General features: G+C 56.9%; 19 protein-coding genes. 12 read left to right on the forward strand and 7 right to left on the reverse strand.

What is annotated here, in order from left to right; translation table 11 throughout:
- The first annotated feature begins 124 nt into the window (after nt 1-124).
- The 6 genes from hcp (at nt 125) to EL098_RS15060 (ending at nt 8496) form a co-directional block, all read left to right on the forward strand.
- Nucleotides 125-1777, forward strand: a complete 1653-nt coding sequence (gene hcp / locus EL098_RS15030; RefSeq protein ID WP_126356983.1) for a hydroxylamine reductase — start codon at nt 125-127, stop codon at nt 1775-1777.
- 9 nt (nt 1778-1786) lie between these two features.
- Nucleotides 1787-2755 carry an NADH oxidoreductase gene (gene hcr / locus EL098_RS15035; protein WP_126356984.1) on the forward strand — a complete coding sequence of 323 codons (969 nt, stop codon included), beginning with the start codon at nt 1787-1789 and terminating at the stop codon, nt 2753-2755.
- A gap of 386 nt (nt 2756-3141) precedes the next feature.
- Entirely contained in the window at nt 3142-4863 is a 1722-nt protein-coding gene (gene poxB, locus EL098_RS15045) for a ubiquinone-dependent pyruvate dehydrogenase (RefSeq protein WP_126356985.1), read from the forward strand.
- A 65-nt stretch (nt 4864-4928) separates the two neighbouring features.
- Nucleotides 4929-5930 carry a low-specificity L-threonine aldolase gene (gene ltaE / locus EL098_RS15050; protein ID WP_126356986.1) on the forward strand — a complete coding sequence of 334 codons (1002 nt, stop codon included), beginning with the start codon at nt 4929-4931 and terminating at the stop codon, nt 5928-5930.
- A 15-nt stretch (nt 5931-5945) separates the two neighbouring features.
- The gene (locus tag EL098_RS15055; protein ID WP_126356987.1) at nt 5946-7397 is read left to right on the forward strand and encodes an SDR family oxidoreductase; all 1452 of its coding nucleotides are present in this window, start codon (nt 5946-5948) and stop codon (nt 7395-7397) included.
- A gap of 88 nt (nt 7398-7485) precedes the next feature.
- The gene (locus EL098_RS15060; protein ID WP_126356988.1) at nt 7486-8496 is read left to right on the forward strand and encodes an NAD-dependent epimerase/dehydratase family protein; all 1011 of its coding nucleotides are present in this window, start codon (nt 7486-7488) and stop codon (nt 8494-8496) included.
- Here EL098_RS15060 and EL098_RS15065 read toward each other — a convergent pair.
- A complete protein-coding gene (locus EL098_RS15065; protein WP_126356989.1) occupies nt 8493-9323 on the reverse strand; it encodes an N-acetylmuramoyl-L-alanine amidase in 831 nt (276 codons plus the stop codon). The genes EL098_RS15060 and EL098_RS15065 overlap by 4 nt on opposite strands.
- Nucleotides 9320-9643 (reverse strand): heavy metal-binding domain-containing protein, encoded by a 324-nt coding sequence (locus tag EL098_RS15070; protein ID WP_008461083.1) that lies wholly within the window; start codon nt 9641-9643, stop codon nt 9320-9322. The genes EL098_RS15065 and EL098_RS15070 overlap by 4 nt, the downstream gene beginning before the upstream one ends.
- 108 nt (nt 9644-9751) lie before the next feature.
- Between EL098_RS15070 and EL098_RS15075 the strand changes: the two genes are divergently transcribed.
- The 6 genes from EL098_RS15075 to artJ all read left to right on the forward strand — a co-directional run bounded on the left by EL098_RS15075 (nt 9752) and on the right by artJ (nt 14267).
- Complete coding sequence (locus tag EL098_RS15075) at nt 9752-10276, forward strand: lipoprotein (protein WP_126356990.1); 525 nt, start codon at nt 9752-9754, stop codon at nt 10274-10276.
- Between the two features lie 249 nt (nt 10277-10525).
- On the forward strand, nt 10526-11233 hold the full coding sequence (gene artP, locus EL098_RS15080) for an arginine ABC transporter ATP-binding protein ArtP (protein ID WP_126356991.1): 708 nt from the start codon (nt 10526-10528) through the stop codon (nt 11231-11233).
- A gap of 20 nt (nt 11234-11253) precedes the next feature.
- Nucleotides 11254-11985: an arginine ABC transporter substrate-binding protein ArtI gene (artI, locus tag EL098_RS15085; protein ID WP_126356992.1), complete on the forward strand. Its 732-nt coding sequence runs from the start codon at nt 11254-11256 to the stop codon at nt 11983-11985.
- 8 nt (nt 11986-11993) lie between these two features.
- Nucleotides 11994-12710 carry an arginine ABC transporter permease ArtQ gene (gene artQ / locus EL098_RS15090; protein WP_126356993.1) on the forward strand — a complete coding sequence of 239 codons (717 nt, stop codon included), beginning with the start codon at nt 11994-11996 and terminating at the stop codon, nt 12708-12710.
- Nucleotides 12710-13378: an arginine ABC transporter permease ArtM gene (gene artM / locus EL098_RS15095; RefSeq protein WP_126356994.1), complete on the forward strand. Its 669-nt coding sequence runs from the start codon at nt 12710-12712 to the stop codon at nt 13376-13378. The genes artQ and artM overlap by 1 nt, the downstream gene beginning before the upstream one ends.
- Before the next feature lie 157 nt (nt 13379-13535).
- Nucleotides 13536-14267, forward strand: coding sequence for an arginine ABC transporter substrate-binding protein ArtJ (gene artJ / locus EL098_RS15100; RefSeq protein WP_126356995.1), 732 nt, complete (start codon nt 13536-13538; stop codon nt 14265-14267).
- A gap of 713 nt (nt 14268-14980) precedes the next feature.
- Here artJ and rlmC read toward each other — a convergent pair.
- The 5 genes from rlmC to potG all read right to left on the reverse strand — a co-directional run bounded on the left by rlmC (nt 14981) and on the right by potG (nt 19662).
- Nucleotides 14981-16117: a 23S rRNA (uracil(747)-C(5))-methyltransferase RlmC gene (rlmC, locus tag EL098_RS15105; RefSeq protein ID WP_126356996.1), complete on the reverse strand. Its 1137-nt coding sequence runs from the start codon at nt 16115-16117 to the stop codon at nt 14981-14983.
- Nucleotides 16118-16165: 48 nt separating this feature from the next.
- Nucleotides 16166-16579 carry a YbjO family protein gene (locus EL098_RS15110; RefSeq protein WP_408609135.1) on the reverse strand — a complete coding sequence of 138 codons (414 nt, stop codon included), beginning with the start codon at nt 16577-16579 and terminating at the stop codon, nt 16166-16168.
- Between the two features lie 135 nt (nt 16580-16714).
- A complete protein-coding gene (gene potI / locus EL098_RS15115; protein WP_126356998.1) occupies nt 16715-17560 on the reverse strand; it encodes a putrescine ABC transporter permease PotI in 846 nt (281 codons plus the stop codon).
- Nucleotides 17557-18519 (reverse strand): putrescine ABC transporter permease PotH, encoded by a 963-nt coding sequence (potH, locus tag EL098_RS15120; protein ID WP_126356999.1) that lies wholly within the window; start codon nt 18517-18519, stop codon nt 17557-17559. The genes potI and potH overlap by 4 nt, the downstream gene beginning before the upstream one ends.
- 9 nt (nt 18520-18528) lie before the next feature.
- Nucleotides 18529-19662, reverse strand: coding sequence for a putrescine ABC transporter ATP-binding subunit PotG (gene potG / locus EL098_RS15125; RefSeq protein ID WP_164716878.1), 1134 nt, complete (start codon nt 19660-19662; stop codon nt 18529-18531).
- Nucleotides 19663-19709: the final 47 nt, after the last annotated feature.

Consider the following 19709-nt stretch of genomic DNA (forward strand, 5'->3'; position numbering starts at 1 on the left):
CCTGCTGCCGCCAAAGTTGAGCTATATCAATCTCCCTTTAAGTTGCACCAAAAAATCCTTTTAACCCACCCTGTCGAGGCCTAATCTTAAACATGCATTTAAAATATAACTTTAAGGTGACATCATGTTTTGTGTGCAATGTGAACAGACTATCCGTACCCCCGCCGGTGACGGCTGCGCCTATGCCCAGGGCGTTTGCGGTAAAACGGCCCAGACTTCCGACCTGCAGGATCTGCTGATCGCGACATTGCAGGGGCTTTCCGCCTGGGCGGTCGCCGCTCGCGAACGCGGGATTATCGACCATGAAGTGGATAACTTCGCCCCGCGCGCCTTCTTCTCTACGCTGACCAACGTGAACTTCAACTCCGCCCGCATCGTTGGCTATGCCCGCGAGGCGATTGCGATGCGTGAAGATCTGAAAGCCCGCACTTTGGCTGTCGATCCTGCGGCAACCGTAACAAACCCACAGGCAGAGCTGCAGCTGGTTAGCAGTGACCTCGGCGAGCTGCAGCGCCAGGCCGCCGAATTCACGCCAAACCGTGACAAAGCCGATATTGGCGAGGACATTCTCGGCCTGCGTCTGCTTTGCCTGTATGGCATGAAAGGCGCCGCAGCTTATATGGAGCATGCGCACGTGCTCGGCCAGTACGACAACGAAATCTACGCCCAGTACCATAAAATTATGGCGTGGCTTGGCACCTGGCCTGCGGACATGGGCGCCCTGCTCGACTGCGCCATGGAAATCGGCCAGATGAACTTCAAAGTGATGAGCATTCTGGATCTCGGTGAAACCAGCAAATATGGCCACCCGACGCCGACGCAGGTAAACGTGCGCCCGGTTGCCGGGAAATGCATCCTGATTTCCGGCCACGATCTTAAAGATCTTTATCACCTGCTCGAGCAAACCGAAGGCACCGGCGTTAACGTCTATACCCACGGCGAAATGCTGCCGGCGCACGGCTACCCTGAGCTGCGCAAATTCAAACATCTGGTCGGCAACTACGGCAGCGGCTGGCAGAATCAGCAAACCGAATTTGCCCGTTTCCCCGGCCCTATCGTAATGACCTCCAACTGCATTATCGACCCGACCGTAGGCTCATACGACGACCGCATCTGGACCCGCAGCATCGTCGGCTGGCCGGGCGTCAGCCACCTGGAAGGGGACAACTTTGCCCCGGTCATTGCCCAGGCGCAGCAGATGGCGGGCTTCCCGTACAGCGAAATCGAACACCTGATCACCGTCGGCTTTGGCCGCCAGACCCTGCTGGGTGCGGCAGACACCCTTATCGACCTGGTCAGCCGTGAAAAACTGCGCCACATCTTCCTGGTCGGCGGCTGCGACGGCGCCCGCGGGGAACGCAACTACTTCACCGACTTCGCCACCAGCGTGCCTCAGGACTGCCTGATCCTGACTCTGGCCTGCGGGAAATATCGCTTTAACAAGCTGGACTTCGGCGATATCGAAGGCCTGCCGCGCCTGGTGGATGCGGGCCAGTGTAACGACGCCTACTCGGCGATTATTCTGGCCGTCACGCTGGCGGAAAAACTGGGCTGCGGCGTCAACGACCTGCCCTTAAGCCTGGTGCTCTCCTGGTTTGAGCAGAAAGCGATTGTGATTCTGCTTACCCTGCTGTCGCTCGGCGTCACAAATATCGTCACCGGCCCAACCTCGCCGGGCTTCCTCACGCCAAACCTGCTGGCGGTGCTGAACGAGAAGTTTGGTCTGCGTGCCATCACTACCGTTGAGCAAGACATTCAACAGTTAATGAGCGCGTAAGGAGTAGCCATGACCATGCCAACGCCGCTGTGCCCGTATCGTATGCAGGTGCACCATATTCATCAGGAAACGCCGGACGTCTGGACGCTGTCGCTGATCAACCACGACTTCTATCCCTACAAGGCCGGGCAGTACGCGCTGGTGAGTATCCGCAACGGCAGCGAAACGCTGCGGGCCTACACTCTCTCTTCCACGCCGGGTATCAGCGAATATATTACGCTGACGATACGGCGTATTGACGGCGGTGCAGGCTCTCAGTGGCTCACCGGCGAAGTGAAGGTCGGGGACTATCTCTGGCTGTCTGAGGCGCAGGGGGAATTTAGCTGCGAGAACCTGTCGTCCAAAAGCTATCTGTTGATGGCGGCGGGCTGCGGCGTCACGCCGATTATGGCCATGCGCCGCTGGCTGGCGAAACATCGCCCGCAGGCGGACGTACAGGTGATCTACAACGTGCGCTCTCCGGAGGACGTCATTTTTGCTGACGAATGGCGCCGGTATCCGGTCACGCTGGTGGCGGAGAACAATGCCACCCACGGCTTTATTCCCGGCCGCCTGAGCCGCGATATCCTGGCCATGGTGCCGGATATCGCCAGCCGTACGGTCATGACCTGCGGGCCTGCGCCATACATGGAGATGGTCGAGAAGGAAGTGAAAGCGCTGGGCGTGAAGGCGTTTTATCAGGAAGTGTTCTTTACCCCGGCAGCCGCACCAGCAGCCAGCGGTCTGAAGTTCACTACGCTGCAGCCGATGCGTGAGTTTTACTCGCCGGTCGGCAGCACGCTGCTTGCCGCGCTGGAAAGCAACAGCGTGCCGGTAAATGCCGCCTGCCGCGCCGGGGTTTGCGGCTGCTGTAAAACGAAAGTGCTGTCAGGCGACTATACCGTCTCCAGCACCATGACGCTGACGGAAGAAGAGATTGCCAGCGGCTACGTGCTGGCCTGCTCCTGCCATCCTCAAAGCGACCTTGTGCTCGCCTGACCTGAAGGGTGCCTGAGACTGCTGACAACGTTCATTGACCTTAAAAGGTCCGACCTTCGGTCTAGTAAAAACAATGAATTGTGTTCTCTGGTTTACCCCAAACACCCGAAAACCACGCTTTTCGGGTGTTTGTCATCAATCTGAGGCACCTCACGGTGCCTCTTCTTTTACTACCGCCAGGCGCAGGAATAATTTCCCCGGATCGTCTTTATTCAGTATGCCGTTAACTGTATTTAACAATTTAGTAACCATCTGATTTTCCGATCTTTTAAAAAGATAGCAAGGGTGATTTACGCTTAAAGTTGGCGAAGAAATAGCGCTGTTTTCAGGATCGTCTGGATTTGAACTAAGCTTGTAAGCGCTATCACACTGGACAAGGAAAACCGATGAAACAATCCGTAGCAGCCTGGCTGGCTAAAACGCTTGAGAGCGCAGGCGTGAAACGTATCTGGGGCGTCACTGGCGATTCACTGAACGGCCTCAGCGACAGCCTCAACCGTATGGGGACCATTAAATGGATGCCCACTCGCCACGAGGAGGTAGCCGCCTTCGCCGCGGGGGCAGAAGCACATTTGACCGGCGAGCTTGCGGTCTGCGCTGGCTCTTGTGGACCGGGTAACCTGCATCTGATTAACGGCCTGTATGACTGCCATCGAAACCACGTCCCCGTGCTCGCTATTGCCGCCCATATTCCTTCAAGCGAAATCGGCAGCGGTTATTTCCAGGAAACGCATCCCGAAGAGCTATTCCGTGAATGCAGCCACTACTGCGAGCTGGTCTCTAACCCGGAGCAAATCCCGCAGGTACTGGCGATAGCCATGCGTAAAGCCATCCTGAACCGCGGCGTTTCGGTCGTCGTCCTGCCGGGCGACGTGGCGCTCAAGCCCGCGCCAGAACACGCGACCACTCACTGGTATCCTGCTCCTCAACCCGTGGTGACGCCACATCATGACGAGCTTAAAAAGCTCACCCAGCTGCTGCGCTATAACGACAATATCGCCCTGATGTGCGGCAGCGGCTGTGCCGGCGCCCATGATGAACTGGTGCAGCTTGCGGCAACGCTGAAAGCTCCTATTGTTCACGCCCTGCGCGGTAAAGAGCACGTCGAGTACGATAACCCTTACGACGTTGGCATGACCGGACTGATCGGCTTCTCTTCCGGCTTCCACACGATGATGAACGCCGACACGCTGATCCTGCTCGGCACCCAGTTCCCGTACCGCGCGTTTTACCCGACGGACGCAAAAATCATCCAGATTGATATCAACCCCGGCAGCATCGGGGCGCACAGCAAGGTCGATATGGCGCTAATCGGCGATATCAAAGCAACTCTTTCCGCCCTGCTGCCGATGCTGGAAGAGAAAACCGATCGCAGCTTCCTCGATAAAGCGCTGGAGGATTACCGCAAGGCGCGTGAAGGTCTGGACGATCTGGCTAAAGCCACCAAAGGCAAGCAAATCCATCCCCAGTACCTGGCGCAGCAAATCAGCCATTACGCCTCCGATGACGCCATTTTTACCTGCGACGTGGGTACGCCGACCGTCTGGGCAGCACGCTACCTGAAGATGAACGGCAAGCGCCGCCTGCTGGGCTCGTTTAACCACGGCTCAATGGCTAACGCCATGCCACAGGCATTGGGCGCAAAAGCCACCGCCCCCGATCGTCAGGTCGTGGCAATGTGCGGCGACGGCGGCTTCAGCATGCTGATGGGTGATTTCCTCTCCGTCGCACAAATGAAGTTGCCGATTAAGATAGTGGTCTTCAACAACAGCGTGCTGGGCTTTGTGGCAATGGAGATGAAAGCCGGCGGCTATCTCACCGACGGCACCGAACTCCATGACACCAACTTTGCCCGCATCGCCGAAGCCTGCGGCATCACCGGCATTCGCGTTGAAAAACCCGAAGAGCTGAACACCGCCCTGGAACAGGCTTTCAGCACCGACGGTCCGGTGTTGGTGGACGTTGTCGTTGCCAAAGACGAGCTGGCTATTCCGCCGCAAATCAAGCTGGAACAGGCTAAAGGATTCAGCCTGTATATGCTGCGCGCCATCATCAGCGGGCGCGGAGATGAAGTTATCGAGCTGGCGAAAACCAACTGGTTCCGGTAAAAAAGAAGGTTGCTTCAGTCGCCCGGAGAGTCATCCGGGCGCAGCCTCTCGATAAAGGACCCGCCATGATCGATTTACGCAGCGATACCGTTACCCGCCCTTCCCGCGCCATGCTGGAGCAAATGATGGCCGCGCCGACCGGAGATGATGTCTACGGCGACGATCCAACCGTTAACCAGCTTCAGGACTACGCGGCAAAAATCAGCGGTAAAGAAGCGGCCCTGTTTTTACCTACCGGCACTCAGGCCAACCTCGTTGCTTTGCTAAGCCACTGCGAACGCGGGGAAGAGTATATTGTTGGCCAGGCCGCCCATAACTATCTTTATGAGGCCGGTGGCGCAGCCGTGCTGGGCAGCATTCAGCCCCAGCCTATTGAAGCGGATCGCGACGGTACGCTGCCGCTGGATAAAGTGGCGGCAAAGATTAAACCGGACGACATTCACTTCGCCCGCACTAAGCTCTTAAGCCTGGAGAATACCCACAACGGCAAAGTGCTGCCGCGCGAATACCTCCAGCAGGCCTGGGAATTCACCCGCAAGCATAACCTTGCGCTGCACGTTGACGGGGCGCGCATTTTCAACGCCGCCGTCTCCTACGGCTGCCAGCTGGAAGAGATTACCCGCTACTGCGACAGCTTCACTATCTGCCTGTCTAAAGGACTGGGGACGCCGGTAGGCTCCCTGCTGGTCGGCAGCAAAGAGTATATTAAGCGCGCCGTGCGCTGGCGTAAGATGACGGGCGGCGGCATGCGCCAGGCCGGGATTCTGGCGGCGGCAGGCCTGTATGCGCTGAACAATAACGTTGATCGCCTGAAAGAAGATCACGATAACGCCCACTGGCTGGCAGGAGAGCTGCGCGAAATTGGCGTTGATGTGATGCGTCAGGATACCAACATGGTGTTTGTACGCATGACGGCGGAAGAAGCTGAGGATTTGGGGCCGTATATGCGTGAGCGTGGCGTCATTATCAGCGCGGGGCCGGCAACGCGTCTTGTCACGCACCTGGACGTTACCCGCAGTCAGCTGGCGGAAGTCGTCGCCCACTGGCGCAGCTTCCTGCAAAACTAACGGGAGTCAGGGACGATGGCAGAACCCCAAAGGATATTAGTTCTCGGCGCCAGCGGCTACATTGGCCAGCACCTGGTGCCTTTACTCGTGGCGGCCGGGCATCACGTCACCGCCGCCGCACGCCGTATTGACTGGCTGAAAAAACAGCCGTGGCCGGGCGTCGAATGTCGGCACGTTGATCTTCACTGGCCCCACCGCCTGGGCGCCCTGTTGGAAAGCGTGGATACGGTATATTACCTCATCCACAGCATGGGCGATGGCGATGATTTTCTGGAGTTTGAACGCAAGGCGGCGCTGAATATGCGCGACGCCCTGACCGAACATCCGGTCAAACAGGTTATTTTCCTGAGCTCTTTGCAGGCAAAAAGTGGGCAAACGCACTCGAAGCACCTGAAGGCGCGGCAAATCACCGCGGATATCCTGCGCGATTCCGGCGTTCCGGTCACCGAACTGCGCGCGGGAATTATTGTTGGCGCAGGCTCGGCCGCCTTCGAGGTCATGCGAGATATGGTTTACAACCTGCCGGTGCTGACGCCGCCGCGCTGGGTGCGCTCCCGCACATCACCCATTGCCCTCGACAACCTGCTGCATTATCTGGTGAAGCTTCTGGACCATCCGGCAACCGGGCATCGCCTGTTTGAAGCCGCAGGCCCGGAAGTGCTTAGCTACCAGCAGCAGTTTGAGCGCTTTATGGCCATCAGCGGACGCCGCCGGCCGCTGATTCCCGTACCCCTTCCCACCAGCTGGATTTCGGTGTGGTTTTTGAACGTCATCACCTCGGTACCGCCCGGCATCGCCAAAGCGCTGATTCAGGGTCTTGAGCACGATTTGCTGGCGGATGATCGTAGCCTGCGCGAACTCATCCCTCAGCAGCTCATCAGCTTTGATGACGCCGTACGCATGACGCTGGCGAACGAACACAAGCTCGCTAACTCGCAGGACTGGGGCTATGACGCCCAGGCGTTTGCCCGCTGGCGGCCGGAGTATGGCTTTTTTGCCAAACAGGCAGGCTGCACGCTGACTACCGACGCCGATCTCTCTTCCCTGTGGCAGGTGATTAACCAGCTCGGCGGCAAGGAAGGTTACTTTTTTGGCAATGCCCTGTGGAAAACCCGTGCGCTGATGGATCTGCTGGTCGGCCACCGGCTTGCTAAAGGGCGGCCGGAGAAACCTCTGCTGGAAGTGGGCGACAGCGTTGACAGCTGGAAAGTGATTATTGCCGAGCCGGAAAAAGAGCTGACGCTGCTGTTTGGCATGAAAGCACCGGGGCTTGGGCGGCTCTCTTTCACCCTACAGGATGATGGCAACCACCGCAGGCTGGACGTCAGGGCGTGGTGGCATCCTCACGGCTGCGCCGGGCTGCTTTACTGGCTGGTGATGATCCCCGCCCATCTGTTTATCTTTAAGGGAATGGCGCGGCGAATTGTTCATTTGGCGGAACAAAACTCGCTCAAAAAGAGAAGTTAGCTCCTAATCTTTCAGGATTCCCATTGCATGCGCTGCCGTTTCACGGAAAAATGCGCAGCGTTAATCTTAAACATAACGAGTTGGTCACATGAAGGTACTGGTCACCGGCGCAACCAGCGGTTTAGGCAGAAACGCGGTCGAGTATTTACGCGCCAGGGGCATCAGCGTGCGGGCAACCGGGCGTAATGAAGCGATGGGCAAGCTGCTGCAAAAGATGGGGGCAGAGTTTGTTCATGCCGACCTGACAGAGCTGGTCTCTTCGCAGGCTAAAGTGATGCTCGCGGATGTCGACACGCTGTGGCACTGCTCCAGCTTTACCTCGCCGTGGGGAACCCAGCAGGCCTTCGACCTCGCTAACGTTCGTGCCACCCGTCGCCTGGGCGAATGGGCCGTGGCCTGGGGCGTGCGCGACTTTATCCATATTTCGTCGCCGTCGCTCTATTTTGACTACCATCACCACCACAATATCAGCGAAGAGTTTCGCCCGGTGCGCTTTGCCAACGAATTTGCCCGCAGCAAAGCCGCCAGCGAAGAGGTGATCCAGCTGCTGGCGCAGGCCAACCCAAATACGCGTTTCACCATCCTGCGCCCGCAAAGCCTGTTTGGGCCGCACGATAAGGTGTTCTTCCCGCGCCTGGTGCAGATGATGCGCCACTACGGTAGCGTGCTGCTGCCGCGCGGCGGCGATGCGCTGGTGGATATGACCTACCTGGAGAACGCGGTACACGCGATGTGGCTGGCGACCCAGAAAGGGGATTTACCTTCAGGCCGCGCCTACAACATTACCAATATGGAAGCGCGCCCGCTGCGTAGCATCGTACAGAAGCTGATTGACGAACTCGGCATCAAATGTCGCATTCGCTCGGTGCCATACCCGATGCTGGATATCATCGCCCGCAGCCTGGAGCATTTTGGCAATAAATCCTCCAAAGAGCCGGTGCTCACGCACTACGGCGTCTCCAAGCTGAACTTCGACCTGACGCTGGATACCACACGAGCGGAAACGGAGCTGGGCTACCAGCCTATCGTTACCCTCGATGAAGGCATCCGGCGCACGGCGCTGTGGCTGAAAGATCACGGTACGCTGCACCGCGGTTAGCCCTGGCCGTACTTCTCCAGCAGCGCCTCGGCTATCGCCTGGCTTTCAGCATCAGCCTCGCCGCTGTAGTTGGCCGGGCGGAAGTGCATCTGGAAGGCGGCAATCACCCTTTTCTGCTGCGCATCGGTCATCCCCGGCAGCACTTCATAGCCATAGCGGGAAAGCACATCCAGTAACTCTGTTTTGTCTACAGGCTGATGAGGGCTGCGTCCGTTTAGGTAAAACGCCACTCTCGCAGCATCTGGCCAGGCGCCAATCCCTTTTTCCGCAAACTGCTTCCAGGGGAACAGCGGGCCAGGATCAACCTTACGCTGGGGGGCAATGTCTCCATGAGCCACCACGTTTTGCGGCGCGATGTTATAGCGGGCAATAATCTGCTTCGCCAGGTCTTCAAGCACCGCAATCTGTGGCTGGCTGAACGGATAGAAGCGTTGAACATCCCCTATTAGCGTATAGCCCTTATTTTCCAGCTCAATGCCCACGGACGTGTCGTTAATCCGCGTGGCGCCTCGCCAGAAGCTGACGCCCGCATGCCAGGCCAGCTGCTCTTCCGGCACGAGCTGCCAGACAACGGGCTTCCCGCCAGAGAGCGGCGGGTTAGCAGGAATCAGATAGTGAGCGCTGACGTTACGGTCAGTCAGCGTGGAAAGCGAAGTGGAAAAGTCATCCGCGGTGTAATGAATCACCAGGATTTTAACCCGCGGATAAGCGGCCTGCGCCTGGTGCCTGGTATCTACTTTATAGCTGCCGCGATCGACAATCCCTTGCTGGCTGGCGCAGCCGACAAGCCATAGCGCCAGAATAAAAGTCAGAATCCTTGCTTTCATTTTCGCGTTTTCACCGCCGTGCCGCTGACGCAGACCATCAGCATGCTGCCATCCTTGCCCACGGTTTCATAGTCGATATCAATCCCGACGACAGCGTTAGCGCCGAGGCTTTCGGCCTGCTCCTGAATTTCGCGAAACGCGATATCTCTCGCTTTGCGTAACTCTTTTTCATAGGCCCCGGAGCGACCGCCGACGATATCGCGAACCCCGGCGAAAAAATCACGGAAAATATTGGCGCCCAGGATAGCCTCCCCGGTCACTACGCCGCAGTATTCAGTAATGGTGTGGCCTTCCAGGCCAGGCGTCGTTGTAAACTGCATCACGTTCTCCTCTCTTTGCCATCAACATGTTAGCCCGGCAATCGCCACGCGATTTTGAGCCAATACGCTATGCTAAGGTAGTCCTCCTGAGAAAATAAGGAAATAAAAATGCGCAGCTCAGCTTTGGCTCTTCTCCCCTGTGCGCTGGTTCTTTCAGCCTGTACTACCGTAACGCCAGCCTTTAAAGATATCGGAGTCCGCAGTGGCCCGTGTATCAGCGGCGGGCCGGACGATGTCGCCCAGCAGTTCTATGATTACCGTATCGCGCACAAAGGCGAGGGACTAAGTTCCGTTGCTGCGCTGCGCCCTTACCTTAGCGATTCCCTGTTCCAGCTGCTGCAAAAATCCAGCACATCACCAGCCGCGCAAAGCGCGTTTACCCGCAGCGACATCTTCTCCAGCCAGTCCGAAGGGCCGGATAAAGCCAGCGTTACTTCGGCGTCCACGATCCCTGACACCGACGCGCGTAATATCCCGCTACGCGTAGACCTTACTCGCGGCAGTCAGACCTGGAAAGATGAAGTGCTGATGGTGCGCGAGGGTCAGTGCTGGGCGGTAGATGATGTGCGTTACCTCGGGGCGGCGAGCCATGCGCCAACCGGCACCTTACGCCAGGCAATTGAAGGGAAATAGCGGCAATTCAGGCTTACGCCATGCGGGTGGAAAAAACGTTATCCCTGTAAATAGTCTGGCATTTACAGGGAAGGCGGTTTTTTATACTTAGTCACCACCCGCCTCGCTATTTTGTGCTAAGTTTAAGCTATTAAAACCGTCATTTATAAGTTTTAACGCACAAAGATTGCATAACTATTCTGTTAAAGGTACCCTTTGCGGCCTCAATTGCTATTCAACTTCAGCGCATGAGTATTTCAACTAGACAGCATTAATTGCTTTTACGGTGCCCATCAGGCGCTGTTCGACATCACATTAAATTGCCCGCAGGGCGAGACGCTGGTGTTGCTGGGCCCGAGCGGCGCCGGCAAGAGCTCTCTGCTGCGCGTCCTTAACCTGCTTGAGATGCCGCGCTCCGGCACGCTGAGCATTGCGGGTAACGCTTTCGACTTTTCCAAAGCACCTGGCGATAAAGCAATTCGCGATCTGCGCCAGAATGTCGGCATGGTCTTCCAGCAATACAATCTGTGGCCGCACCTCACCGTGCTGCAAAACCTGATTGAAGCGCCGTGCCGCGTGCTTGGGCTAAGCAAAGATAAAGCGCGTGAACGCGCCGACAAACTGCTTGAGCGCCTGCGCCTGAAGCCCTATATGGACCGCTATCCGCTGCACCTTTCCGGCGGCCAGCAGCAGCGAGTCGCGATTGCCCGCGCCCTGATGATGGAGCCGCAGGTTCTGCTGTTTGATGAGCCAACAGCCGCTCTTGACCCGGAAATTACCGCGCAGATCGTCAGCATTATCCGCGAGCTGGCGGAAACCAACATTACTCAGGTCATCGTGACCCATGAAGTCGAAGTGGCGCGTAAAACCGCCAGCCGCGTGGTGTATATGGAAAACGGCCACATCATCGAACAGGGTGATGCCAGCTGCTTTGCTAACCCGCAAACCGATGCGTTTAAATTCTATCTCTCTCACTGATGTTGAACGGGAAAACGACAATGAAAAAAGTTTTGCTGGCCACTCTTTTAGCCACTCTGAGCCTTTCTGCTACCGCCGCACAGACTATCCGTTTTGCTACCGAAGCCTCTTACCCTCCGTTTGAATCTATCGACGCCAACAACAAGATCGTCGGCTTTGACGTTGACCTGGCTAACGCCCTGTGCAAACAGATCGACGCCACCTGTACCTTCACCAACCAGGCGTTCGACAGCCTGATCCCAAGCCTGAAGTTCCGCCGTATTGACGCGGTGATGGCGGGGATGGACATCACCCCTGAGCGTGAAAAGCAGGTTCTGTTCACCAAACCTTACTACGATAACTCCGCGCTGTTCGTGGGCGTAAAAGGTAAGTATGCCGATATTGCGGCGCTGAAGGGCAAGAAAGTCGGTATTCAGAACGGCACCACCCACCAGAAATACATTACCGACAAGCACCCGGAAATCACCACCGTGCCTTACGACAGCTACCAGAACGCCAAACTGGATCTGCAGAATGGCCGTATTGATGCGGTCTTCGGCGACACGGCTGTGGTGACCGAATGGTTGAAAGCCAACCCGGAACTGGTTGCCGTTGGCGACAAAGTGACCGACAAAGATTACTTCGGCACCGGCCTCGGCATCGCCCTGCGCCAGGGCAACACTGACCTGCAGAGCAAATTCAACGCCGCGCTGGATAAAGTGAAACAAGATGGCACCTACAAAGCCATCTACGACAAATGGTTCCAGAAGTAATCGACTCGATGAACGAATTGTTTCCATTAGCAAGCGCCGCCGGGATGACCGTCGGCCTTGCCGTTTGTGCCCTGATAGTCGGCCTTGTGCTGGCGATGATCTTTGCCGTCTGGGAGTCCGCCAAATGGCGCCCGGTGGCCTGGGTTGGCTCAGGGCTGGTCACGCTTTTCCGTGGCCTGCCTGAAATTCTGGTGGTGCTGTTTATCTACTTCGGCTCCTCCCAGCTGCTGCTGATACTCTCTGACGGCTTTACTCTCAACCTCGGTTTTGCCGCAATCCCGGTCAAAATGGAGATTGAAAACTTCGACGTCAGCCCGTTCCTCTGCGGCGTGATAGCCCTCTCCCTGCTCTATTCCGCCTACGCTTCGCAGACGCTGCGCGGCGCGCTTAAAGCGGTGCCGACTGGGCAGTGGGAATCTGGCCAGGCGCTGGGTTTATCCAAAACTGCGATTTTCTTCCGGCTGGTGATGCCGCAAATGTGGCGCCACGCGCTGCCGGGTCTGGGTAACCAGTGGCTGGTACTGCTGAAAGACACCGCGCTGGTGTCGCTCATCAGCGTGAATGACCTGATGCTGCAGACCAAAAGTATCGCCACCCGCACCCAAGAGCCGTTCACCTGGTATGTGATTGCCGCGGCGATTTACCTGGTAATCACCCTGCTGAGCCAGTACATCCTGAAACGTATCGACCTGCGCGCCACGCGCTTTGAACGGAGGCCTGACTGATGCTCGAGTACTTACCGGAGCTGATGAAAGGTCTGCACACCAGCCTGACGCTTACCGCCGCCTCTATTGCCGTGGCGCTGGTACTGTCGCTGCTGTTCACCATCGTTCTGACGCTGAAAACGCCCGTGCTGGTCTACGTTGTCCGCGCCTACATTACGCTGTTCACCGGTACGCCGCTGCTGGTGCAAATCTTCCTGATTTACTACGGCCCGGGGCAGTTCCCGTCGCTCCAGCACTATCCGGTGCTGTGGCATCTGCTTTCCGAACCGTGGCTGTGCGCGTTGATTGCGCTGTCGCTTAACAGCGCGGCATACACCACGCAGCTGTTTTACGGGGCCATCAGAGCCATTCCGGAAGGCCAGTGGCAGTCCTGTAGCGCGCTAGGGATGAGCAAGAAAGACACGCTGGCGATTTTGCTGCCTTACGCCTTCAAGCGGGCGCTCTCTTCCTATTCAAACGAAGTGGTGCTGGTGTTTAAGAGTACCTCACTGGCCTACACCATTACGCTGATGGAAGTGATGGGCTACGGACAACTGTTGTACGGGCGCACCTATGATGTGGCGGTCTTTGGCGCAGCCGGGCTGGTCTACCTCATCGTCAACGGGCTTCTCACGCTGCTGATGCGTTTTATCGAACGCCGGGCGCTGGCCTTCGAGCGTCGAAGCTAGAAACGCGGGCTTTTAAGGCGGGGGAAACCCCGCTTTTTTTACGCCCCGACAAATATAAATATACATTTTTATTGAATATAAATTCACATTTTGGCATGGTTACCTGACGTCGGGAAACGGCGATTTAAAACAATACTGACAGACGGGAGCAACACGCATGAAAAAGTTACTGTTAGCCGCAATCTTCGCTACAACCGCATTCGGCGCGGCCGCAGCGGATAAAATCAACTTCGGCTCTTCGGCAACCTATCCCCCTTTTGAATCTCTGGACGCCAGCAATCAGATCGTCGGCTTCGATATCGATCTGGCAAAAGCATTATGCAAACAAATGCAGGCCGAATGTACCTTTACCAACCACGCTTTCGACAGCCTGATTCCTTCGCTGAAATTCCGTAAATACGATGCGGTCATTTCAGGTATGGACATCACGCCGGAGCGCGCAAAACAGGTCGCCTTTACCAACCCCTACTACGCCAACTCGGCGGTGGTGATTGCCAAAAAAGGCCAGTTTACGTCGCTGGACGACCTCAAGGGCAAACGCATCGGGATGGAAAACGGCACCACGCACCAGAAATATCTGCAGGATAAACATCCTGAGATCAAAACCGTCTCTTATGACAGCTACCAGAACGCGATTATCGACCTGAAGAATGGCCGTATTGATGGGGTCTTTGGCGATACCGCCGTGGTGAACGAATGGCTGAAAACCAACCCGCAGCTCGGCACCGTAGGCGAACACGTGACCGACGCGCAGTATTTTGGCACTGGCTTAGGCATTGCGGTTCGCCCGGACAACCAAGCGCTGCTGAAGAAGCTGAACGACGCGCTGGCGGCGATTAAAGCGGACGGGACTTATCAGAAGCTTAGCAATCAGTGGTTCCCGCAGTAAGTTTGTTCTCATCGCGATCCTCTGGGGAGTGAAAGTACAGCTATAGAGTCGTCACAAATATCATCGATTATGAAGGATTAGCTAAAGTTCCGTTCACTTTGCGTCCTGTTTTATATGCAGCCCCCGCACCGGTGAACGTCTTAGGGGAGTCACCGTCACTCCCCTAAGAACCCGGACTCCCGGCGAAATAAATCGACCGCTGAAGCGGCAGACCTCCGTTTTATCTCCCAGTCCTGGGTCGCCTGAGATGCGTTCCCGACGCTCTCAGCCTCCGGCCGTTCCCGACGGCCGGACCCTGGCCAGTCGGAGAGAAAACGGAGGCGATTTAAGCCGGAACCGTGCCTCGCTTCAATCCCGCAGCCACACAGAACGTTCCAGTCGCTTCCGGTTCCACAGCCACACCCTTGTTCCCGGCTCTCATCGCCCCCGGCTATGACCCAACTCAGGCGGGGTTGAGCTGTCGGGAACAGCGAAAGAGAGCGATCGTCGGGAACGAATCGCGAACGACCCCGAATGTTTGGGTGATAGCCGGTGGGTTTACCGCTTCAGCGGCGATGAGCTTGCCGGGCGCCGGGGGTTGTCAGGGGGCATGGCGTAATGCCACCTGACACGTTCACTGTTTGCGGAAAGTGCAGAGATAACCATTCGGTAGGTGAACGGAAAACCACGGGCTAGCAGACACCTCCAGGAACAGGTCAAAGAAGGGTCAAACGTCAGGATGAAGGGCAACGCTCCAGCAGCGTCAGCACTTCGTAGTGGGACGTGTGCGGGAACATATCAAACAGCTGGGTACGCACCACGCGGTAACCCGGCAGCATCTTAATATCCTTCGCCATGGTTTGCGCGTTGCAGCTCGAATAGACGATAAAGGCCGGAGACATCTGCGCCAGATAGTCACATAGCGCTTTGCCAATACCGCGACGCGGCGGGTTCACCAGCACCAGCTGCGGGATATCCTGCTGGGCAACGGCAAACTGTGTAGAGTCCAGCGCCTGAAAGTGAAGATTGTGCAGGCCCAGCTTTTCCGCCGACTGCTTCGCGCTGGCGATCGCTTCCGGGGCGATTTCTATTCCGGTCAGCTTCATCTCAGGCGTGGCGCAGTGCAGCCCAAAACCGCCGACGCCGCAGAACAGATCCCACATATGCCTGACCGGCAGCTCGCGAACCCAGTCGCGTGCGGTGGCATACAGCCGGGAGGCAACCTGCGGATTGGTCTGGAAAAAGCTTTGAGGGCGAATAAACAGCGGCACGCCGTTGAAAACCTCCTCAAGCGCACGCTGTTCGGTGAGCGGGATTTCCTGCTCGCCTTCCATAATGGCCATATGCACAGGCTGAATATTGGCCGAAATGACCTTAAGCTGCGGAAGCTGCTGCTGAAGCCACGGCAGCGCCGCTTTCAGCTGCTCCAGCTTGCTTTCGGAGCGCAGAACAAAACGCAGCATCATGCCGCCATCGGCCTGACTTTCGGTCAGCAGCAGATACTTCAGCTCTCCACGCTTGCGGGCTACGCTATAAGGCGTTAATCCCGCGCGAGCAATAAACGGCTTCAGGACGGTAAAAACAGGCTCAAACGAGGCGGGATAAAGCGGGCAGTCTGTTAAATCTTCGGGGGTGCCGTCACGGTGCAGCATTCCCAGCAGCGGTTTTTCCACGCTGCCGCTGACCACCATTTTGGCTTTATTGCGAAACGCCTGCTCAGGGCCGCTGACCGGCTTGCACCATTCGCCCACCGCAATGCCGTCCAGCAGCTGCCGGAGATCGGTCATTTTAGCGGAAAGCTGGTCTTCAACCGATTGTTCAATCCACTGGCAGGAACGGCAGCGGCCAGCATCATAGAGCGCGCATTGCATAGGTAAACCCTGAGAAAAAACGAGGGCGCAGATTGTAGCACTCTGCGCTTACTGAAGTCTGAAAAAAAGCCGGCTGCGGGCGGGCACAAAAAGCAGAAGCAGCACCAGGATATCGGGTAGCTTTTGGGTGAACAGCGAGCGGAAGATCTCATGCTTTGTGCCGCCGGCAATGCTGAACAATTCCGGATACCCCCAGCCAAGCGAGGCCAGAGACAAATAAGTTACCGAAATAACCTGAGTCAGCAGGAACACCCAGCGTCCCCAGTTGCGCCCTTTGATTATCACAAACGCGCAGCGTAATTCGGCAAAAAGCATCAGCAGGCTGCCTAGAAACACCAGCGTCAGGGGCCAGGTTTGTACGCTGCGATGCACAAAGTCCATCGCTCCGCTAATCCCGAGCATATTCAACAGCAGCAGCAAGTCGAGGCATCGGGTAGTGACGATGCCGATAGCCGCCACCATCACAAGCGTGGGGACGTTTAATTTTGCATGAATTGACCGCTGTTTCCTGATAATTTCCACAACCTCGCGTTCCTTACGTCACGGTGCCGCGACAGGCGCGGCACCGGGGGCACATCATTGCAGATTTTAGGCGTTTTAACTACGCCTTGCACTCTGGATGTCACGCAGGCGCTGCTTTTCTGCTCGCGCCATAAACCACCATGCAATCAAACCGATAACGCCTACGACGCCAAGAATAATCGACGCCAGAGCGTTAATTTCCGGATTAACTCCCATACGCACATTTGAGAATACCAGCATCGGCAGCGTGGTTGCTCCCGGCCCCGAAACGAAGCTGGCGATAACCAGATCGTCGAGAGAAAGCGTAAATGCCAGCAGCCAGCCGGAGATAATGGCCGGGGAAATCATCGGAACGGTGATCACAAAGAACACTTTCAGCGGCGTCGCCCCCAGATCCATCGCCGCTTCTTCTATTGAACGATCCAGCTCCCTGAGACGAGAGCTAATCACCACGGCAACATATGCGGTACAGAACGTGACATGCGCCAGCCAGATGGTGAGCATACCTCTGTCACTCGGCCAGCCCGTGGCGTGCGCCAGCGCCACGAACAGCAGCAGCAGCGAAAGCCCGGTGATAACGTCCGGCATCACCAGCGGCGCGGTCAGCATAAAAGCAAAGCCGTTTGAACCCCGGAAGCGCCCAAAACGCACCATCACCACGGCGGCAATTGTCCCGAGGATAACCGCCATCGTGGCGGCGGCGGCGGCAATGCTCAGGCTCAGGCCAACGGCGTTCATCATCGCCGAATCCCGGAACAGCTCGCCGTACCAGCGGGTCGACCAGCCGGCCCATACCGTGACCAGCCTCGAACTGTTAAACGAATAGACGACCAGCATCAGCATCGGCGCATACAGGAAGGTAAAGCCGATGACCAGGATCAGAATACGCCACGGAGAGCGCACGACCGGTAAGTTGTTCATGCGTGGTCCTCCGCCGCTTTATTCTGATATTTGTGGAACCACATGATCGGCACAATGAGAAGCAGCAGCATAATAATTGCCACGGCGGAGGCCACTGGCCAGTCGCGGTTATTAAAGAACTCCTGCCACAGGACTCGGCCAATCATGATGCTGTCCGGGCCGCCGAGCAGCTCCGGAATAACAAACTCCCCTACCGCCGGGATAAACACCAGCATCGAACCGGCGATTATCCCGCCTTTCGTCAGCGGCACGATCACCTTAAAGAAGGTCTTCAGCGGGCGAGCGCCGAGATCTAACGAAGCCTCCACCAGCGAGTAATCAATACGCGTCAGCGCGGTATAAATCGGCAGCACCATAAACGGCAGATAGGCGTAAACAATGCCGATGTAGACCGCAAGATTGGTGTGCAAAATCGTCAGCGGCTGGTCGATCACCCCGAGCCAAAGCAGCACATTATTCAAAATGCCGTTGTTTTTCAGGATGCCCATCCACGCGTAGACGCGGATCAGGAACGAGGTCCACGAGGGCAGAATTACCAGCAGCAGCAGGATATTGCGCGTTGAGGGTTTGCTGTGCGCTATCGCCCAGGCGAGGGGGTAGCCGAGGGCCAGGCAGCACAGCGTTGAAACGGCCGCCACCTGAAGAGACTGCAGGTAAGCCTCAACATAGAGCGGGTCGTCCGTCAGCTGGAAGTAGTTAGCCAGATTCAGAGTGATCGACAGCTGCCCGTCAGCCCAGCTGACCAGATCGCTGTAGGGAGGGATAGCCCGGGCTATTTCCGAAAAACTGATCTTAAAGACGATGAGGAACGGCAGCATAAACAGCAGGATCAGCCATAAATACGGTGCCGCAATCACCAGCTTGCGCCCGTGGGCGAGCCACAGACGAGAAAGTCGGCGCTTCATGCCGCCGGACTGAGGTACGACAGGCTCCGCAGGGCCGTCAGAAAGCGTTGCCATCTTGCCCCCTTATACCGTCAAAACGACACAGCTGTCGGCATCCCAGCAGAGGCGAACTTCATCTCCCCAGGTGGGCGCCCCTTTTCGATAGCGATGTTCGTTCTGCAGCTGAGCGCTGATTGTCTGCCCGCTTTTCAGGCGAACGTGATAGATAGAGAGATCGCCCAGGTAGGCGATGTGCACGACTTCACCCACGGCAAAGTTATAGCCGTCGGCCGGCGGCTCGTCGCAGAGCATCACTTTTTCCGGGCGCAGCGCGACGAAGACCGGCACGCCGTCAACCACCGAGGCGTCAGGATCCACCTTCATCGGATGCAACAGTCCCGGACTGTCAATCACCAGCCCGTCGTCCTGGCGCGCCTTCAGCAGCCCTTCGAAAACGTTAACCGAGCCGATAAACTCCGCGCTGTAGCGGGTGGTGGGATGCTCATAAATCTCTTCCGGCTCGCCAATCTGCACGAACTTACCGCGATTCATGATCGCAATCCTCCCGGCCATGGTCATCGCCTCTTCCTGGTCGTGAGTCACCATCACGCAGGTCACGCCGACGCGCTCAAGAATGTCTACCACTTCGAGCTGCATACGATCGCGTAGTTTTTTATCCAGCGCGCCCATGGGTTCGTCAAGCAGCAGCAATTTAGGACGCTTAGCCAGGCTACGAGCTAACGCCACGCGCTGGCGCTGGCCGCCGGAAAGCTGGTGAGGTTTACGTTTCGCAAACTCCTGCATATGCACCAGGGTGAGCATCTCCGCCACCCGGCTGGCAATCTCCGCCTTCGGCAGCTTGTCCTGCTTAAGGCCAAATGCGATGTTCTGCTCCACGGTCATGTGCGGGAACAGCGCGTAGGACTGGAACATCATGTTGATCGGCCGCTGGTAGGGCGGCACATGAGATAAATCAACGCCATCAAGCATGATTTGCCCGGCGCTTGGCTGCTCAAAACCCGCCAGCATGCGCAGCAGCGTAGACTTGCCGCAGCCGGAGGCACCCAGTAAGGCAAAGATTTCGCCCTTGTAGATGGTCAGGCTGACGTCATCCACGGCGTGCTGGCCATCAAATGATTTGGTGAGATTACGGATTTCCAGCAGCGGCGTGAGCGCTTTTGGTATTCTGGACTGCGGACGAGGAGTTGCGTCATTCAATTCTGTTGCTCTCCGGCAAAAGCAAAAAGAAGATACGGCCAGGATGC

The organism is Cedecea lapagei, from assembly GCF_900635955.1.
Lineage (GTDB): Bacteria > Pseudomonadota > Gammaproteobacteria > Enterobacterales > Enterobacteriaceae > Cedecea > Cedecea lapagei.